15 protein-coding genes are annotated in these 16,183 nt (G+C 67.0%); 8 read left to right on the forward strand and 7 right to left on the reverse strand.

Annotation, left to right across the window (positions count from 1 at the left end):
- Positions 1-3: 3 nt before the first annotated feature.
- Both QRM95_RS02925 and QRM95_RS02930 read left to right on the forward strand, forming a co-directional pair.
- Positions 4-1,416, forward strand: coding sequence for an aspartate ammonia-lyase (locus tag QRM95_RS02925; protein WP_285246371.1), 1,413 nt, complete (start codon positions 4-6; stop codon positions 1,414-1,416).
- Between the two features lie 81 nt (positions 1,417-1,497).
- The gene (locus QRM95_RS02930) at positions 1,498-3,012 is read left to right on the forward strand and encodes an amino acid permease (RefSeq protein WP_285246372.1); all 1,515 of its coding nucleotides are present in this window, start codon (positions 1,498-1,500) and stop codon (positions 3,010-3,012) included.
- A 92-nt stretch (positions 3,013-3,104) separates the two neighbouring features.
- Here the strand turns inward: QRM95_RS02930 and ggt are convergent, their stop codons facing one another.
- Positions 3,105-4,949, reverse strand: coding sequence for a gamma-glutamyltransferase (ggt, locus tag QRM95_RS02935; protein ID WP_285246373.1), 1,845 nt, complete (start codon positions 4,947-4,949; stop codon positions 3,105-3,107).
- A gap of 87 nt (positions 4,950-5,036) precedes the next feature.
- On the opposite strand from ggt, the gene QRM95_RS02940 reads away from it, so the two are divergent.
- Together QRM95_RS02940 and QRM95_RS02945 are read left to right on the forward strand one after the other, a co-directional pair.
- Positions 5,037-5,987, forward strand: coding sequence for an L-lactate dehydrogenase (locus QRM95_RS02940; protein WP_285246374.1), 951 nt, complete (start codon positions 5,037-5,039; stop codon positions 5,985-5,987).
- Positions 5,988-6,112: 125 nt separating this feature from the next.
- Positions 6,113-7,429, forward strand: a complete 1,317-nt coding sequence (locus tag QRM95_RS02945) for an ATP-binding protein (protein ID WP_285246375.1) — start codon at positions 6,113-6,115, stop codon at positions 7,427-7,429.
- Here QRM95_RS02945 and QRM95_RS02950 read toward each other — a convergent pair.
- Positions 7,426-8,043 (reverse strand): phosphohydrolase, encoded by a 618-nt coding sequence (locus tag QRM95_RS02950; protein ID WP_285246376.1) that lies wholly within the window; start codon positions 8,041-8,043, stop codon positions 7,426-7,428. The two genes, QRM95_RS02945 and QRM95_RS02950, sit on opposite strands and share 4 nt — an antisense overlap.
- 9 nt (positions 8,044-8,052) lie before the next feature.
- Positions 8,053-8,949 (reverse strand): tRNA glutamyl-Q(34) synthetase GluQRS, encoded by an 897-nt coding sequence (gene gluQRS, locus QRM95_RS02955; protein ID WP_285246377.1) that lies wholly within the window; start codon positions 8,947-8,949, stop codon positions 8,053-8,055.
- A 328-nt stretch (positions 8,950-9,277) separates the two neighbouring features.
- Between gluQRS and QRM95_RS02960 the strand changes: the two genes are divergently transcribed.
- The 3 genes from QRM95_RS02960 to QRM95_RS02970 all read left to right on the forward strand — a co-directional run bounded on the left by QRM95_RS02960 (position 9,278) and on the right by QRM95_RS02970 (position 11,973).
- The gene (locus QRM95_RS02960; protein WP_285246378.1) at positions 9,278-9,745 is read left to right on the forward strand and encodes an Lrp/AsnC family transcriptional regulator; all 468 of its coding nucleotides are present in this window, start codon (positions 9,278-9,280) and stop codon (positions 9,743-9,745) included.
- An 84-nt stretch (positions 9,746-9,829) separates the two neighbouring features.
- Positions 9,830-11,311, forward strand: a complete 1,482-nt coding sequence (locus tag QRM95_RS02965; protein WP_285246379.1) for a WXG100 family type VII secretion target — start codon at positions 9,830-9,832, stop codon at positions 11,309-11,311.
- Positions 11,308-11,973: a hypothetical protein gene (locus QRM95_RS02970; RefSeq protein ID WP_285246380.1), complete on the forward strand. Its 666-nt coding sequence runs from the start codon at positions 11,308-11,310 to the stop codon at positions 11,971-11,973. Before QRM95_RS02965 ends, QRM95_RS02970 begins: the two co-directional genes overlap by 4 nt.
- 5 nt (positions 11,974-11,978) lie before the next feature.
- Here QRM95_RS02970 and QRM95_RS02975 read toward each other — a convergent pair whose 3' ends face one another.
- Positions 11,979-12,434 (reverse strand): Lrp/AsnC family transcriptional regulator, encoded by a 456-nt coding sequence (locus QRM95_RS02975; RefSeq protein ID WP_285245686.1) that lies wholly within the window; start codon positions 12,432-12,434, stop codon positions 11,979-11,981.
- A 106-nt stretch (positions 12,435-12,540) separates the two neighbouring features.
- Here QRM95_RS02975 and QRM95_RS02980 point away from each other — a divergent pair, with 106 nt between their 5' ends.
- Positions 12,541-13,182 carry a LysE family translocator gene (locus QRM95_RS02980; RefSeq protein ID WP_285246381.1) on the forward strand — a complete coding sequence of 214 codons (642 nt, stop codon included), beginning with the start codon at positions 12,541-12,543 and terminating at the stop codon, positions 13,180-13,182.
- On the opposite strand, the gene QRM95_RS02985 is transcribed toward QRM95_RS02980, so the two are convergent.
- The 3 genes from QRM95_RS02985 to QRM95_RS02995 all read right to left on the reverse strand — a co-directional run bounded on the left by QRM95_RS02985 (position 13,179) and on the right by QRM95_RS02995 (position 15,997).
- Complete coding sequence (locus QRM95_RS02985) at positions 13,179-14,156, reverse strand: tetratricopeptide repeat protein (RefSeq protein ID WP_285246382.1); 978 nt, start codon at positions 14,154-14,156, stop codon at positions 13,179-13,181. The genes QRM95_RS02980 and QRM95_RS02985 overlap by 4 nt on opposite strands.
- A gap of 42 nt (positions 14,157-14,198) precedes the next feature.
- On the reverse strand, positions 14,199-14,702 hold the full coding sequence (locus QRM95_RS02990) for a DUF456 domain-containing protein (RefSeq protein ID WP_285246383.1): 504 nt from the start codon (positions 14,700-14,702) through the stop codon (positions 14,199-14,201).
- A 95-nt stretch (positions 14,703-14,797) separates the two neighbouring features.
- Positions 14,798-15,997 (reverse strand): NAD(P)-dependent malic enzyme, encoded by a 1,200-nt coding sequence (locus QRM95_RS02995; RefSeq protein WP_285246384.1) that lies wholly within the window; start codon positions 15,995-15,997, stop codon positions 14,798-14,800.
- Between the last annotated feature and the right edge of the window lie 186 nt (positions 15,998-16,183).

Raw genomic sequence — 16,183 nt, forward strand, 5'->3', positions numbered from 1 at the left:
CCCATGACCATCATTGACACTGCCGACGTCCGTTCCGAGCACGACCTGCTCGGCGACCGCGACGTGCCGGCGAACGCCTACTGGGGCGTGCACACGCTCCGGGCCGTGGAGAATTTCCCCATCACCGGCCAAAAACTGTCCTCCAACATGCACCTGGTCCGCGGGCTGGCCGCCGTCAAGCTCGCGTCCGCCCGGACCAACCGTGAGCTGGGACTCCTGGACGCCGACCGCGCCGAGGCCATCGAGCAGGCATGCCAGGACGTCATGGCCGGCCGGCTTGCCGACCAGTTCGTGGTGGACGTTGTCCAGGGCGGTGCCGGGACGTCGTCGAACATGAACGCCAACGAGGTCATCGCCAACCGTGCCCTGGAAATCCTGGGCCACCCCAAGGGCGACTACGCCAGGCTGCACCCGAACGACCACGTCAACCTCAGCCAGTCCACCAACGACGTGTACCCCACCGCCGTGAAGCTGGGCACCATCTTTGCCGCCCGCGAGCTGCTGGCCGCACTCGAAGAACTCGAGGACGCCTGCGCCGCCAAGGCCATGGAGTTCCGCACCGTGGTCAAGATGGGCCGCACCCAGTTGCAGGACGCGGTCCCCATGACCTTGGGGCAGGAGTTCGGCAGCTACGCCGTCACCATCGGCGAGGACCGGCTCCGCCTGGCGGAGGCCGAACTGCTGATCCACGAGATCAACCTCGGCGCCACCGCCATCGGCACCGGCCTGAACGCCCCGGCGGGTTACGCCGAAGCGGCCTGCCGGCACCTGGCGGAGATCACCGGCCTGCCGCTGGTCACCGCCGTCGACCTGATTGAAGCCACCCAGGACGTGGGGGCCTTCGTGCACCTCTCCGGCGTGCTCAAGCGTGTTGCGGTCAAATTGTCCAAGATCTGCAACGACCTGCGCCTGCTCTCGTCAGGACCCCGCGCCGGATTCGGGGAGATCAACCTTCCCGCCGTTCAGTCCGGCTCCTCGATCATGCCCGGCAAGATCAACCCGGTAATCCCCGAGGTGGTCTCGCAGGTGGCCTATGAGGTCATCGGCAACGACGTCACCATCACCATGGCCGCCGAAGCCGGGCAGCTCCAGCTCAACGCCTTCGAACCGATCATCGTCCACAGCCTCCACAAGAGCATCTCCCACCTGGAAGCCGCCTGCCGCACCCTTACGGCCCGCTGCATCAATGGGATTACCGCCAACACCGAACACCTGCGCCGTACCGTGGAGCAGTCCATCGGCCTGGTCACCGCATTGAATCCCCACCTCGGCTACGCCACCGCCACCGCCATCGCGCAGGAAGCACTTGCCACCGGCAAGGGTGTGGCTGAACTGGTCCTCGAACACGGGCTCCTCACCGATGCCCAGCTCCAGGACCTCCTCAGCCCGGAACGCCTGGCAAACCTCAGCAAGTAGTCCCCACCTGCTCCCTCGCCTCGCACGCTCGGCCAGGGCACCCGGCAGGCGTGGGCCCACCACCCCCCAAAGGACACTCCAATGACAAATTCCCCCCTTCCGGACCATTTGATTGATGGTGGTCACGCGCATGCGTCTGAGACTTCCCTGCACGCGGAGGACAAGGGTTACCACAAGAACCTCAAGCCGCGGCAGATCCAGATGATCGCGATCGGCGGTGCGATCGGTACCGGCCTGTTCCTGGGCGCCGGCGGCCGCCTCAACGCCGCGGGCCCGTCCCTGGTCATCGCGTACGCGGTCTGCGGGTTCTTCGCGTTCCTGATCCTCCGCGCCCTGGGCGAACTGGTCCTGCACCGCCCCTCCTCAGGCTCCTTCGTCTCCTACGCCCGCGAATTCTTCGGCGAAAAAGCCGCGTTCGTCTCCGGCTGGTTCTACTGGATCAACTGGGCCACCACCACCATCGTGGACATCACCGCCGCCGCCCTCTACATGCACTTCTTCGGCAACTACATCCCCTGGATGGCCGACGTCCCGCAGTGGGCCTGGGCCCTGACCGCCCTCATCGTCGTCCTCGCCCTGAACCTCGTCTCCGTGAAAGTCTTCGGCGAAATGGAATTCTGGTTCGCCCTGATCAAAGTCGCCGCCCTCGTCGCATTCCTCATCATCGGCACCTACTTCGTCATCTTCGGCACCCCCGTAACCGGCCAGCAAGTCGGCATCAGCCTCCTGACCGACCACGGCGGGATCTTCCCCACCGGCCTGCTCCCCATGATCATCCTCATGCAAGGCGTCCTCTTCGCCTACGCCTCCATCGAACTCGTCGGCACCGCCGCCGGCGAAACCGAAAACCCCGAAAAAATCATGCCCAAAGCCATCAACTCCGTGGTCTTCCGCATCGCCGTGTTCTACGTCGGCTCCGTCATCCTTCTCGCCCTCCTCCTGCCCTACACCACCTACCAAAAAGGCGTCAGCCCCTTCGTCACCTTCTTCGGCTCCATCGGCGTCCAAGGCGTAGACGTCATCATGAACCTCGTCGTCCTCACCGCCGCCCTGTCCTCCCTGAACGCCGGCCTCTACTCCACCGGCCGGATCCTGCGCTCCATGTCCGTCAACGGCTCCGCCCCCCGCTTCGCCTCCCGCATGAACAAAGCAGGCGTCCCCTACGGCGGCATCGCCATCACCGCCACCGTCTCCCTCCTCGGCGTCCCCCTGAACTACCTCGTCCCCGCCGACGCCTTCGAAATCGTCCTCAACATCGCCTCCGTCGGCATCATCATGACCTGGGCCACCATCGTCCTGTGCCAAATCCAACTCAAACGCTGGGCCGACAAAGGCTGGGTCCAACGCCCCACCTTCCGCATGTTCGGCGCCCCCTACACCGGCTACCTCTCCCTCCTCTTCCTCATCGGCGTCCTCATCATGGTCTTCATCGACTCACCCCTGACCATGCTCGTCACCGCCATCGCCTCCATCCTCATGACCGCCGGCTGGTACGCCTGCCGCACCCGCATCCGCCACATCGCCGAAACCCGCGACGGCTACACCGGCACCTCCCCCGTCATCGCCAACGCGCCGGCGAATACCTTCAAGAAGTAACAGCCTTCGGGCTTAACCGCCGACGGCGGCACCTGGGTTCTGGAATCCCCGAACCCGGGTGCCGCCGTCGGGCGTTTAATGCGGTGGTTCTCCTACTGCGACGGTTTGACCACCATGGCTGAGCCGCCGCCGCGCCTGACCGGCTCCGCGGCGGCGAGGGTCCGGCCGTCCTTCAGGAATTCGATGGCGGTGGCCGCCCCGATCTCCGAGGCGGAGGTGAAGGAGTCGCCGGACGGGGTCAGGGTGTGGCCGAACCGCGACGTCAGGGCTGCCCCGTACTTGTCGATGAAGGCAGGCTCGGCCGTGACGCTGGCCGTGTTCCGTTGCGACGCACGCGGCGCGGCGATGGCGTCCGGGGTGCTCATACCCAGGTCGATCCTGTTAACCAGGGTCTGCAGCACCGTGGTGATGATGGTGGAACCACCCGGGGAGCCCAGGGCCAGGAACGGCTTGCCGTCCTCCAGCAGGATGGTGGGCGACATCGAGGACCGCGGCCGCTTGCCCGGCTCAATCCGGTTGGGATCGGTGGCGCTGTACACCGTGGAGAAGTCCGTGAGCTCGTTGTTCAGCAGGAAGCCACGGCCGGGGACCACCATGCCGGACCCGCCGGTCTGTTCGATGGTCAGCGTGTACTCCACCACGTTCCCCCACTTATCGGAGACGGTCATGTTGGTGGTGGAGATGTTTTCGGTGTCCTTCTCCTCGGCGGCAGCAGCCGGGCCGGCCGGGCAGGTGCCGTCGTAGGAGGTCACGTCGCCGGGCAGGACCGGCTTGGTTGCGGCATGGGTTGGGTCCAGCTCGCAGGCGCGTTCCTTGCCGAAGACGGGGTCCGTCAGGGCTTTGGTGGGGACTTTCACGAAGGCGGGATCGCCAACGTATTTCCCGCGGTCGGCAAACGCCAGGGCACTGGCTTCGAGGTAGTGGTGCAGGACGGCCGGCTGGTCTGCCTTCAAGGCCGGCAGGTCGAAGACGTCCAGGATGTTCAGGGACTCCCCGACGGTGGTGCCGCCGCTGCTGGAGGGGGCCATGCCGTAGACGTCATAGCCGCGGTAGTTCACGTGGGTGGGGTCCTGGTCCACGGCCTTGTAGTGTTCCAGGTCCTCCGCCGTCATGGAGCCAACGGGAACGGGAAGCCGGTCCTTCTTGTCAATGGTCAGATCCACGGGAGGCTTTTGGACGGTGTTGGCGATCTCGTCGGCGAGCGGGCCGTTATAGAACGCGTCCATGCCGTTGCGGGCAAGCAGCCGGTAGGTGTCCGCGAGGTCGTGGTTCTTGAAGACCGAGCCCACCTCCGGCAGCTTGCCGCCCTGGAGGTACAGGTCCTTGGTGGAGGTGAACGCCGCGAACCGCCTCTGGTTGTCCTGGGTCTGGTTGCGGAATGTCTCGTCCACCACGAAACCTCGGTCCGCCACCTTGATGGCCGGTTTCAGGGCCTCCCCCAGACTGATGCTGCCCCAGCGTTCCAGCGCACGTTCCCAGGTGGCCGGGGTGCCGGGCACGCCCACGGAAACGCCGCTGGTGACCAGTTCCGGGGTGAACGGGTAGGGCTTGCCGGTAGCGGGATTGATGAAGGCATCCGGCTTGATTCCGGCCGGCGCAGTCTCGCGGCCGTCAATGGTGCTGACCTTCCCGGACTTGGCGTCGTAGTAGACAAAATAGCCGCCCCCGCCGATGCCGGCGCTGTAGGGTTCGGTGACGCCCAGCGTGGCTGCGGCGGCAACCGCGGCGTCCACGGCGTTCCCACCCTTCCGGAGGACTTCGATTGCCGCTGCCGACGCTTCCGGGTCCACCGTACTGACCGCGCCGCCGTACCCGGTGGCCGTGGGATTCTTGTCGGTCTGCCGGGGGTCCGCTGCAGCGGGACTGATGGCCCCGGTGGTCACGCCGATGGCCAGCGCCGCCGTCACAGCAGCGAGCCGGCGTCCGAAATGTGGCATGGTGGCTCCTTAGTGGGGGTTCGTGTGATGGTGGCCACGCTACTCTTCGGGTAGGACACACTCAACGATTCCGAAAGGAAGGGCACCATGCCTGGTGGATCCAAACTCGCCGTAGTGGGGGCCGGGAGCGTAGGGACGTCGCTGGCCTACGCCGCGCTGATCCGCGGCTCGGCAAGCAGTATCGCCCTGTTCGACGTCAATGCGCCCAAGGCCGAAGCGGAGGCCCTGGACCTTGCCCATGGCAGCCAGTTCGCCGCGGCGTCGGCGACGGTGGCCGGTGGCGGGGACATCGCAGTCACGGAGGGCGCCGACGTCGTGGTGATTACCGCGGGTGCCAAGCAGAACCCGGGCCAGAGCCGCCTGGACCTGGCCGGCACCAACGTCCGGATCCTTGAACAGCTGATGCCGCAGCTCCTGGAGCGGGCGCCGGACGCCGTCTACGTCCTGGTCACCAACCCGTGCGACGTCCTGACGGTCGCGGCCCAGCGCATCTCCGGGCTGCCACCGGAGCGGATCTTCTCTTCCGGCACCGTCCTGGACACCTCCCGGCTGCGCTGGCTGCTGGCCCGGCGTGCAGGTGTCTCCGTCACCAGCGTGCATGCCAGCATGGTGGGCGAACACGGCGACACCGAATTTCCGCTGTGGTCCGGGGCCACGATCGGGCCTGTCCCGATCCGCGACTGGACGGACGGCGGCGGGCAGGTCTTCACCTCCGACCACCTGGCCGCCACTGCCCGGGACGTGGTGCAGGCCGCGTACAAGGTCATCGCCGGCAAGGGGGCCACCAACTACGCCATCGGCCTCTCCGGCGCCCGCATCGTCGAGGCGCTGCTGCGGGATGACAATGCCGTCCTCCCCGTCTCCACGGTTTTGGCCGGGCAGTACGGAATCTCGGGAGTGGCCCTGTCGCTTCCCAGCGTGGTGGGCCGCGGCGGGGTGCACCGGGTCCTGGACACACCCATGGACAGCGGCGAACTGGCAGCCCTGCAGCTTTCCGCTGACACCTTGCGGAACACGATGGACAGGCTGGGGATCTGAGCGGGGCCAGGGGCGCGGGGGGCCGGCGTCATGCAACGCCGCCGCAACCCCGCCCGCTGCGCGGGTCGCATATGCTCACCTGAGATGTCCACACTGGCTCAACGACGAACCAACAGGAGCAACCCATGACCAACTGGCGGATCAGGGATTTCCACTCAGCTGACCTCGACGGGATCCTGCACCTTTGGGAGACCCTGAAGGCGAACAACGTCGAACCTGTGTATGCGCTCTCCGAGGTCCTCGCGTCCTGCGAGAAGGACCACGCGGTGGTGGCGGTGCAGGGCGACCAGGTGGTGGGCGCCGCGGTCGGACGCGCCGCGCACGACCAAGGGTGGATCGTGTTCCTGGCCACGCTCCCCGAATACCGGGGCCGCGGCATCGGCACCTCGCTGCTGGCCGCGGTCGAGAACCGGATGGCCCCGCACGGGCTGAACAAGCTCTCAGCGCTGATGCCGGAGTCCGAAACGCGGGTGGAGGCCTTCCTGGGGAGGGGCTTTGCGCTGAAGAAGAACCTGCGGTACTTCGAGCGCACCATTCCGGTGCAGCGCCAGGAGCTGGGGGCCCTGGGCCAGCTGGGCGGCCGCGTCCTCGCCCGGGACCTGTGGGAGAACGTGGCCGGCATGCGCAAGGAAAAGGAGCTGCTGGAACGCCGCCTGGTGCTCCCGCTGGCCGAGGCGGACCTTGCGGATGAATTCGGCGTGGTGCCGCCGCGCGCCGTCGTCCTCTTCGGCCCGCCGGGCACCGGCAAGACCACTTTCGCGAAGGCCATCGCCTCCCGGCTCGAGTGGCCGTTCGTGGAGGTGTTCCCGTCCCGGCTGGCCGGCGACCCGCAGGGCCTGGCCGGTGCGCTGCGGGAAACCTTCCTGGAGATCGCGGAGCTGGAGCACGCCGTGGTGTTCATCGACGAGGTGGAGGAGATCGCGTCCCAGCGGGCCGGTGATCCGCCGTCCCCGCTGCAGGGCGTCACCAATGAGCTGCTGAAGATCATTCCGGCATTCCGCGAGCAGCCCGGCCGGCTGCTCGTGTGCGCCACCAATTTCATCCGGGCGCTGGACTCCGCCTTCCTGCGCCACGGCAGGTTCGACTATGTCATACCCATCGGACTGCCGGACCGGCAGGCACGCGAGGCGATGTGGCAGCGGTTCATCCCAGCGGCCGTGGTGGACGCGGTGGACGTGGAACTGCTGGTGGAACGCACGGAAGGGTTTTCGCCGGCGGACATCGAATACGCTGCCCGCAGCGCTTCGCAGCGGGCTTTGGAAAAGGCAGTGTACGACGACGGCGGGCTGGCTTCCGGCGGTGACGTTTCGGTGCGTGAGGCGGTGCGGAAAGGCCCGTCCACCCAGGACTACCTGGATGCGATCGGTGAAACGCGCACCACCGTCAGCGCTGAAGTGCAGGCGGATTTCCTGGAGGACATCGGCTCGCTGGGCCGGGTCTAATCCCCGGAAACGTCGTCGTAGGAGAGGTTCTCGTAGTCGGTGTCGTCGTCCTCGTCCAGCATGGCGTCGAATTCCTCCAGCAGCCAGGGGTTGATCCGGGCCAGGATCTTGCGGGTTTCCTCCACGGGAACCGCGGCGTAGAGCACCGGGCGGGCGTCGTCGTAGCGGGTGACGGGCGGTTTGTCCGGCCACTTTTCCGCGAGGGCCTTCACCCGTTCGGGCAGCGAATTATGGGCGTTGTCGGCAATTTTGACCAGGGTCGCGTCGTGGTCCTCGGCAATGAAGTGGATTCCGGCCTGGTAGTCGTCCGGGTTGTCTTGCAGCCGTTTGGTGACGCGCTCGATGATCCGCACGGCGCGCTCGGAGACGCCCATGTCCAGCAGAGCTTGGCGGGTGATCGGGGTGTCTTCCGCGATGTCATGGAGGTAGCCGGCGATCCGGATGTCGTCGTCGAAGTCCGCCAGGGCGTCGCCGACGGCCAGGACATGCTCGCGGTACGGCCGCTTGAGTTTGTCCTTTTGGCGGTTGTGGGCAACTTCGGCGAGGACCTTGGCAGTCTCCACCGTGAATCGCGGGCCCTGGAGGCTCGCGTCCGCGGTTCCTGTTTCTGGCATGGGTCCAGCCTACGCGCCCGCCCCGGGGACACCCGGCCATGTCCATGGCTCCATGGGGAGCGAGCGGGGGTCAAAGGACCCGAGGGCATCGGCCAGTGGTCCGGGCGGAAGGCCCAGCGACTCGAGGAGGGTGTCCCGGACCCGGGCGGGGTCCACGCCTGCGGTGGCCAGGTCCGCCAGGGTCACCGCGCCGTCGCGCTTCGCCAGCCGGGCGCCGTCGCGGTTTACCACGAGGGGTACGTGGGCATATTCCGGCACAGGAATATTCAGCAGGGACGCGAGGTAGGCCTGGCGTGGCGTGGACGGCAGGAGGTCGTCACCCCGGACCACCTGGTCTATGCCTTGCGCGGCATCGTCCACCACCACCGCGAGGTTGTAGGCGGTTACACCGTCATTGCGGCGCAGCACAAGGTCGTCCACCACCCCGGTGAACTCGCCGAGCAGGGTGTCATGGACCGTGAATTCGGTGACGTCCGCCCTCAGCCGGAGGGCGGCGGGCCGGGTGGAGCGCTTGAACTCCAGCTCTGCCCGGCCCAGGTTCCGGCAGGTCCCCGGGTAGGCGCCTTGGGGAGCGTGCGGCGCAGAGGCGGCTTCCTGGATTTCCCGGCGGGTGCAGAAGCACTCGTAGGTCAGCCCCGCCTGCTCCAGCCCGGCAATGGCCCGCGCGTAAAGGGGCCCGCGCGTCGTCTGCCGCACCACGTCGCCGTCCCAGGTCACGCCGACGGCCTGAAGGTCCCGCAGCTGTCCCTCCTCTGATCCGGCGCGGGCGCGGTCCAGGTCCTCCACCCGCAGGAGGAACGCCCGCCCCGTGGATCGGGCAAAGAGCCAAACGAGGATGGCGGTCCGCAGGTTTCCGACGTGCAGGTCACCGGAGGGACTGGGAGCGAAACGTCCGGCGGAGGTCATGGATCCACCCTAAGCGGACAGCACAAGAGCCCCTCAGCTACCGATGACTTCGGGAATGCCGACGTCGGTAGCTCAGGGGCTCTTGCCGTGTGATGCGGAATGACATTGGTGTGAACAAGAGTCAATCTGCGGCAGCGTCCTTGCGGGAAGCCTGGTCCAGGGGCCGGGAGGTGTGCCGGGGATCCTGTAGCCTGCGGGACTGCGGCGGTAGCCTGCATCCCTTATTGCCATGATTTCAGCAGATGGCCTACAGTAGGCGCAACCGGAGCGATCCGAAGTAGTCAGATTGACTAATTGATGACGCGCAGCACAGCAGGAAGTGGTCAGATTGCAGGAACTCGATTCGACCGACCGGCGCATCCTGGCCGCGCTTGATAACGATCCACGGGTACCCATCATGGTGCTTGCGCAGAAACTGGGCCTTGCCCGCGGTACCGTCCAGTCGCGCCTGGAGCGGATGGCTGCCTCAGGCGCCCTTCGCCCCAACAGCAGCCGGGTCCTGCCCTCCGCCCTCGGCCGCGGCGTGGCCGCAGCCGTCAGCGCAGAACTGGACCAAAGCCACCTTAACGAGGCGATCGCCGCGCTGCGCAAGATCCCCGAAGTCCTGGAATGCCATGCCCCTGCCGGGGACACTGACCTGCTGATCCGCGTAGTGGCCAAAAGCCCTGACGATCTCTACCGGGTGTCCGAGGAGATCCGCCTCTGCCCGGGCATTGTCCGCACCTCAACGAGCATGTTCCTGCGCGAGGTCATTCCGTACCGGACCACCGGGCTCCTGCAGGACGGGCAGGAGTAGCCTGGCGCCCACAGGGCAGCTCTCCCCATGGCCGCCGGTCAGCGGCTGCGGCTAGGCTGGCACGGGATCCAACAGGGGGAAAGTATGGCGGGGAATTTTTACGGCGGTGATGTGGCACAGCTCCGGCAGCTTGCCAAGGACCTCTCCAGGAGTGCCAGCCGGCTCGAGTCCCTGGGCCGGCAGCTCTCCAGCAGCATCGCTTCAGGGCTGTGGAAGGGGCACGACGGCGACCGGTTCCGCAGCGAGTGGACCTCCTCCCACGCCAGGTTGCTGAGGTCTGCCACCGCAGGGCTGGAATCGGCGTCCAAAGCATTGCTGGCCAACGCGGACGAGCAGGAGAAAGCCAGTGCCGGCAGTTCCGGCGGGACGGGAACAGGAGGCTCCGGCACGTCCGGTGGCGGTACGGCGCAGGAGCTGACGGATCTGCTGGCCGGCATGTCCCCCTCGGAGCGGCTGCAGTACCTGCAGGGCGCGGAGTTCCGCCAGTGGGCGCTGGCCAACCCGGAGGCAGCCAAAGCAGCAATGGACGCCGCCGCAGACTCCGGGCTGATCGAGAAGAAGTCCCCGGAATATGCGGACTTCCTCAGCTCGTACTGGAACAACCAGGCGATGCTGCAGATGGGGATCGACCCCTCCACCTGGGACACCTCCAAGGGGACCGAATACAACTGGAATACCATCCGCAGCGTCTATGACTACTACGGCCAGGCCTACCTCGCGAACCCCGACCTCCAGTGGGCTGGAATGGCCAACATGATCGGGCCATCGTTCGCCGGCGGTTTCCGGGACATGGCCATGCTGCGGGACCTGGCCCGCCAGATCGCGGACAACCCGGCCTCCGATGTTCCCCTGCCGGTCCTGGACCAGCTGGAGCAACTGGCGGGCATGACCGATAACGAAATCCGCTTCTATGAAACCCGCATGCTGGACATGAACAAGGAAATCTTCCTGGACCAGGGCCGCCAGCACCAGGCCTACCTCAACGGCGGCATCGAAGAAATCAACCGGCTCCGGGACTCAGGTGCCATCGATCCTGAGACGGCGCGTGCATGGGCCCAAGTGGACTCCGGCAATCCGGATGAAGTTCGGAAGGGCAATACGGCCCTCCTCTACCGTGAGCAGAACGACATCATCGCGGACGACTACGACACCATGCGCAGCCACCCAGGCGGTGAAGCCGTGACGTACATGGTGACCCTCGCCGGCGAACCCTCCATCCCGGGTGCCAGGAGCTATCCGGAGGTGTTTCCGTACAGCTTCAGCGTGGAAAGTCCCGGCCCGCAGAACATCCCGTTCACCAACTGGGACAACCCCGCCCAGTTCCGTACCGACTTCACCACCGGTTTCCCGGACGGCAACATCGCCAACGCGGACCAGCGCTGGAACCTCATCAAGCAGGACACGCTGCCGGCCTATCAGCATCTGTTGGCAACAGATCCGGCCCGCGCGGCCGGGATCATCGGCTCCGACTTCGATGCACGGGTGGACCAGTACCGGCCCACCAACAACATCCCCGCCATCATGGGCCGTTTCCTTGATGGCTTCGGCGCCGAGGTGCACCAGTGACGACGACCCTTCTTTCTGCAGGCCGCACACTGCGGCTGCGCGCCGGCGTCGTCCTGGTCCTCCTGGCCGCTGTGGCGCTGGCGGGCTGCGTGCCCGCCGCCCCCACCTCCACTCCGCCGTCCGCCTCATCACCTTCCGCAGGGAGCACCGTGCAAACTTCCGAATTTTCCACCCTTGACGCCGCCGGCGTAGACACCATCCGCGAGACGAAGACGGCCCGCCTGGACATGCGCTCCGGCAGGCTGCAAAAAGCGTCAGTGCGGCTGACCGACGACAGCTTTGGCCCGGAGATCAACACCCGCGACCTCGGCAAGATTTCCCTGACCATTGCCGGTCCCACCGGAGACGTGCAGGCCGAAACAGACCGCATCCGCTTCAGCACCACGGACCAGGAGCCCGATTTCCGCGAGGTGACCTATTTCCTGACTGCAGGGTCGCTGGAGGAGTACACCGGCCTGATCCGGGACGGGGTTGAAAAGTACGGGGTGGATTCTGCCGCCGCGGAGAGGTGGATCAGCAGCACTGAACGCAACCCGGGCACCAAGAGCGATTTCTCCATCACATCCGGCACCAGCACGGGACTCGAAGTGAACTACGACCTCCGCTACGACGGCTCAAAGGACCTCCAGGTCATCATCGTCCACATCAACCCGCTGACGTAGCCTTCCTACACGGGCGGACCGGCGTTGGACTTGAGGTTCTTCATCACCAGCGTCGACGTCAACCGTTCCACCCCGGGAAGCGATGTCAGCTCGGTGTCGTAAAAACGCTGGTAGGCGGGCAGGTCTGCGGCGATGATCTTCAGCAGGTAGTCGGGGGAGCCGAACAAGCGCTGCGCCTCCACGATGTTGGGATTGTCCGCCACCCTGTTCTCGAAGATCTCCATGGTGGGACGGTCCACCTGGCGCAGGGTAACGAACACGATCGCCTCGAAACCCAGGCCGACCGCCGCCGGGTCGATGTCCGCCTTGTAGCCGCGGATCACACCTGACTGCTCCAGGTCACGCAGCCGGCGGTGGCAGGGTGCCACGGTCAGGCCCACCTTTGCAGCGAGTGCCGTGGCAGTCATCCGGCCATCCTCCTGGAGGTACCGCAAAATATTCCTGTCAATTCGATCTATCACGCAATAAACATACTGCCGTCACCGCGAGGCGGGCGAAAACCGGACAGCACTTATGGCGTGATTCTCCCTATGGTTGCTCTTGAGAGACCGTCGACAGGAGAACCCCGTGAATCCCCAGCTGTTCCTGGCCTTCATCGTGGTGGCCGCCGCTTTGGCCTGCACGCCGGGAGTGGATTGGGCCTACACCATTGCCGCCGGCCTCCGGCAGCGCAGTTTCGTGCCGGCGGTGGCGGGGCTTTGCGGCGGCTACGTCCTCCACACGGTCCTGCTGGTGGCGGGCCTGGCGGCGCTGTTGGCCGGAATGCCCGGCCTCCTGGGCTGGATCACCCTGGCCGGTGCGGCCTATCTTCTCTGGCTCGGCATTGGGACCCTCCGGTCCTGGCGGGATGCGAGCTTTGGTGCCGCGGCGGCAGGCGGCTCCCGAACGCAGCTGCGTACCTTCCTGCAGGGCATGGGAACCAGCGGGATCAACCCCAAGGGGCTGCTGTTCTATGTGGCGCTGATTCCGCAGTTCGTCAGCGCGGACGCCTCCCTGCCGGTGCCGGTGCAGTCGGGGCTGCTGGGTATGACGTTCGTGGCCCTGGCGGGGCTGGTCTATACGGCGGTGGCACTGCTCTCGAGGACGCTCTTGCAGAGCCGGCCCGGTGCTGCGCGCGTGGTGACCCTTGCCAGCGGCATCATCATGGTTGCCTTGGGGACCGTCCTGCTCGGTGAACAGCTGGTGCCCTTGCTGGCCGGCCGCTCCTAGTCCCCGCTGAGCTCCTTCCAGTCCTGCTCCCACATCCGCCGCATTTCCTCATCCTTGCGGATGGGCACCGGCGCCCCGATTTCCCGCTGCGGCTCCGGGTCCCCGCGCCGGCGTCCCCAGTCGCGCGGGTTCAGGGACCGCCGGCTTGACTCCAACACCAGCAGCGCACGGTCTGTCAGGGCGTCATTGCGGAGTGCCAGGTGGGTCTTGCGGCGGCGCAGGACCTCGGCGATGGCCTGGTGCGCCGCATCCAGCCGCCCTTCCCGGCGCAGCGCCCGGGCACGGACCAGGAGCAGGGCCGCGGAGAGGTCGTCGGCATTCAGCAAGCCCTCCGTCCAGTCGATGACGGTGCGGCTCCGGCCCAGGCCCAGGGCCAGGGAGCAGCGGGCCAAGGCCATGGGAAGTGACGGCGGCAACCCCGCCAGGGCGTCCAGGGCAGCTTCCGTGCGGCCTGTCTCGCGCAACGCATGGGCCAGGGCCAGGAACACCGACTCCTCGCTGAACAGCACCGGGATTTCCACCCGTTCAGCCAGTTCGACCCGGGTGACGATCCTGGTGAGGTAGGTGGAGGAGTACCGGTTGGCCTCCTCATCGTTCCGGGTGGCGAGCCCGCGCTGCAGGAGTTCGGAGGCACGGAGGTAGCCGCCATGTTTGTACTCAAGGAGGCCCGCCATGAGGTAGCACAGCCCGGCCCAGCCGGGGTAGGTCCGCGCCAGGTAGATCAGCCGCTCGGGTTCGCGGCTGGAGAAAACCGCCTCGTGAACGGCCCTGGCGGGCTTTGACGGCAACCGTTTAAGCCTCGGAACCTCGCCGTCGATGGACAGCAGGGCCGGGTTCCGTCCGCCCAGCACGCCGGTAAGCAGGCCGCCCACGCCGCCGGCAAGGTCGTGGACCGGCGTCCGCAGCTGGGCGTGCCCGAACGGAGTGAGGTCACGGCTGTCCCAATAGATCGGTGCGGTGTCCCCGGCGCTCATCGTTCCATGCTAGCCGGGAAGGGGTGGGGCCCCGCCGGGCGGTCAGCGACCGGCGGCCGTAATCCATACCCCGACCACCCAGGTGCTGGCGGCCAGGCAGGCCAGCCCGAACTCGGCGAGCATCCCCAGGCCGGTGGCCTTCAGGGCAGCCCAACTGGACCTGGCCGCCGTCGGAAAATCCCTGGTGCGGAGGAACTCGCTGACCAGCAGGCCGGCGGCAAATCCAATGAAAAGTCCCAGCACCGGGATGATGAACATCCCCACAACGGCCGCCACGAGCGCCACCACGACGCTCCGGCTGGGGATGGCGTGCTGCTTGAGCTTCCTGCCGGTGAGCACGGCGCCGGCGGTCATGCCCGCGGCAACAAAGATCATGGCCACCGCGAATACCACCCATCCCACGGTGCCTGCGCCGCCCCAGATGGCCCAGGCCAGCAGGCTGATGCCCACCAGGACGCTGCCGGGAAGGACGGGGATGATGGTGCCGGCCACGCCCACCAGGATTCCCAGGCCGCACAGGATGGTCACCACGGTTTCGGAGGTCATGGTCCCCAGTCTAGGGGCGCTCCTTAAGCGCCCGACGGCGGTGCTTCCTTCCGCGAAGGAGGCACCGCCGTCGTTGCCTGTCCCCAGGCGCGGGCCTACTCCGCTTCCACCGCCGCGGCGACGGCTGCGGTGACCGCGGGGGCGACGCGGGGGTCCAGCGGGCTGGGCACGATGTAGTCGGCCGACAGGTCCTCGGCGGCGAGCTCCGCGATGGCGCGGGCGGCGGCCAGTTTCATGGCCGGCGTGATGCGGCGTGCGCCGGCGTCCAGCGCGCCGCGGAAAATACCCGGGAAGGCCAGGACGTTGTTGATCTGGTTCGGGAAGTCGCTGCGGCCGGTAGCCACCACCGCGGCGTACTTCACGGCTACCTCGGGCAGGACTTCGGGGTCCGGGTTGGACAGGGCGAACACAATGGCGTCCTGGTTCATCAGTGCCAGGTGTTCCTCGGCCAGCTTGGAGGAGGAGACGCCGATGAACACGTCCGCGCCGGCCAGTGCTTCGGCGGGGCCGCCGGTGATGCCGCGGGGGTTGCTGCGGGCTGCGATGTCCGCCTTCTTGCTGGCGGTGTCGGCTGCAAGGTCGGCGCGGCTGCCGTTGATGATGCCGCGCGAGTCCAGCAGGACGACGTCGGTGATGCCGGCGGCCAGGAGGATCTCGGCGACGGCGATGCCGGCGGCGCCGGCACCGGATACCACCACCTTGAGGCCCTCAAGGCCCCGGCCTGTCACCTTGGCGGCGTTGGTGAGGGCTGCGAGGGCCACGACGGCGGTCCCGTGCTGGTCATCGTGCATGACGGGGCAGTCGAGCGCTTCGATCAGCTTTTCCTCGAGCTCGAAGCAGCGGGGTGCGGAGATGTCCTCGAGGTTGACGGCGCCGAAGCTGGGGCGCAGCCGGACCAGGGTCTCCACGATCTCGTCCACGTCGGTGGTGTTCAGGACCAGCGGAATGGAGTCGAGGTCGCCGAAGGTCTTGAAGAGCGCCGATTTGCCTTCCATGACGGGCAGGGAGGCGCTGGCGCCGATGTTTCCCAGGCCCAGGACGGCCGTGCCGTCGCTGACCACGACCACCAGGCGCTCGGCCCAGGTGAGGGTGCGGGCCAGTTCCGGCCTGGCGTGGATGGCGCGGCTGACTTCGGCAACACCGGGGGTGTAGGCGATAGACAGGTCCCGCTTGTTGGAGAGCGGAACGGTGCTGGTCACGGACAGCTTGCCGCCCCGGTGCGCGCCGAAGATCTCGTCTTCGGTCAGGGCCGTCGCTGCTGAGTTGTCGGTGGCGGTAACTGCGTCAATGGACACGTCGTTGTCTCCTGGTGCTCGCCGTGGGCGCACGGCACATGGAGCTGGAACCCGGCCGGGCCCAGCGGGGAAAGTAGTGCGACCGGAAACCCAGGGGTGGCGGGTCCAGGGGGAACGCCGGGGGTGTTTCCGCCCTGCCGCTCCGGTGCGACCATGGTAGGCATCCCCGAACGGCCGCCCTGAACC

This window comes from Pseudarthrobacter sp. efr-133-R2A-89 (assembly GCF_030209315.1).
Lineage (GTDB): Bacteria > Actinomycetota > Actinomycetes > Actinomycetales > Micrococcaceae > Arthrobacter.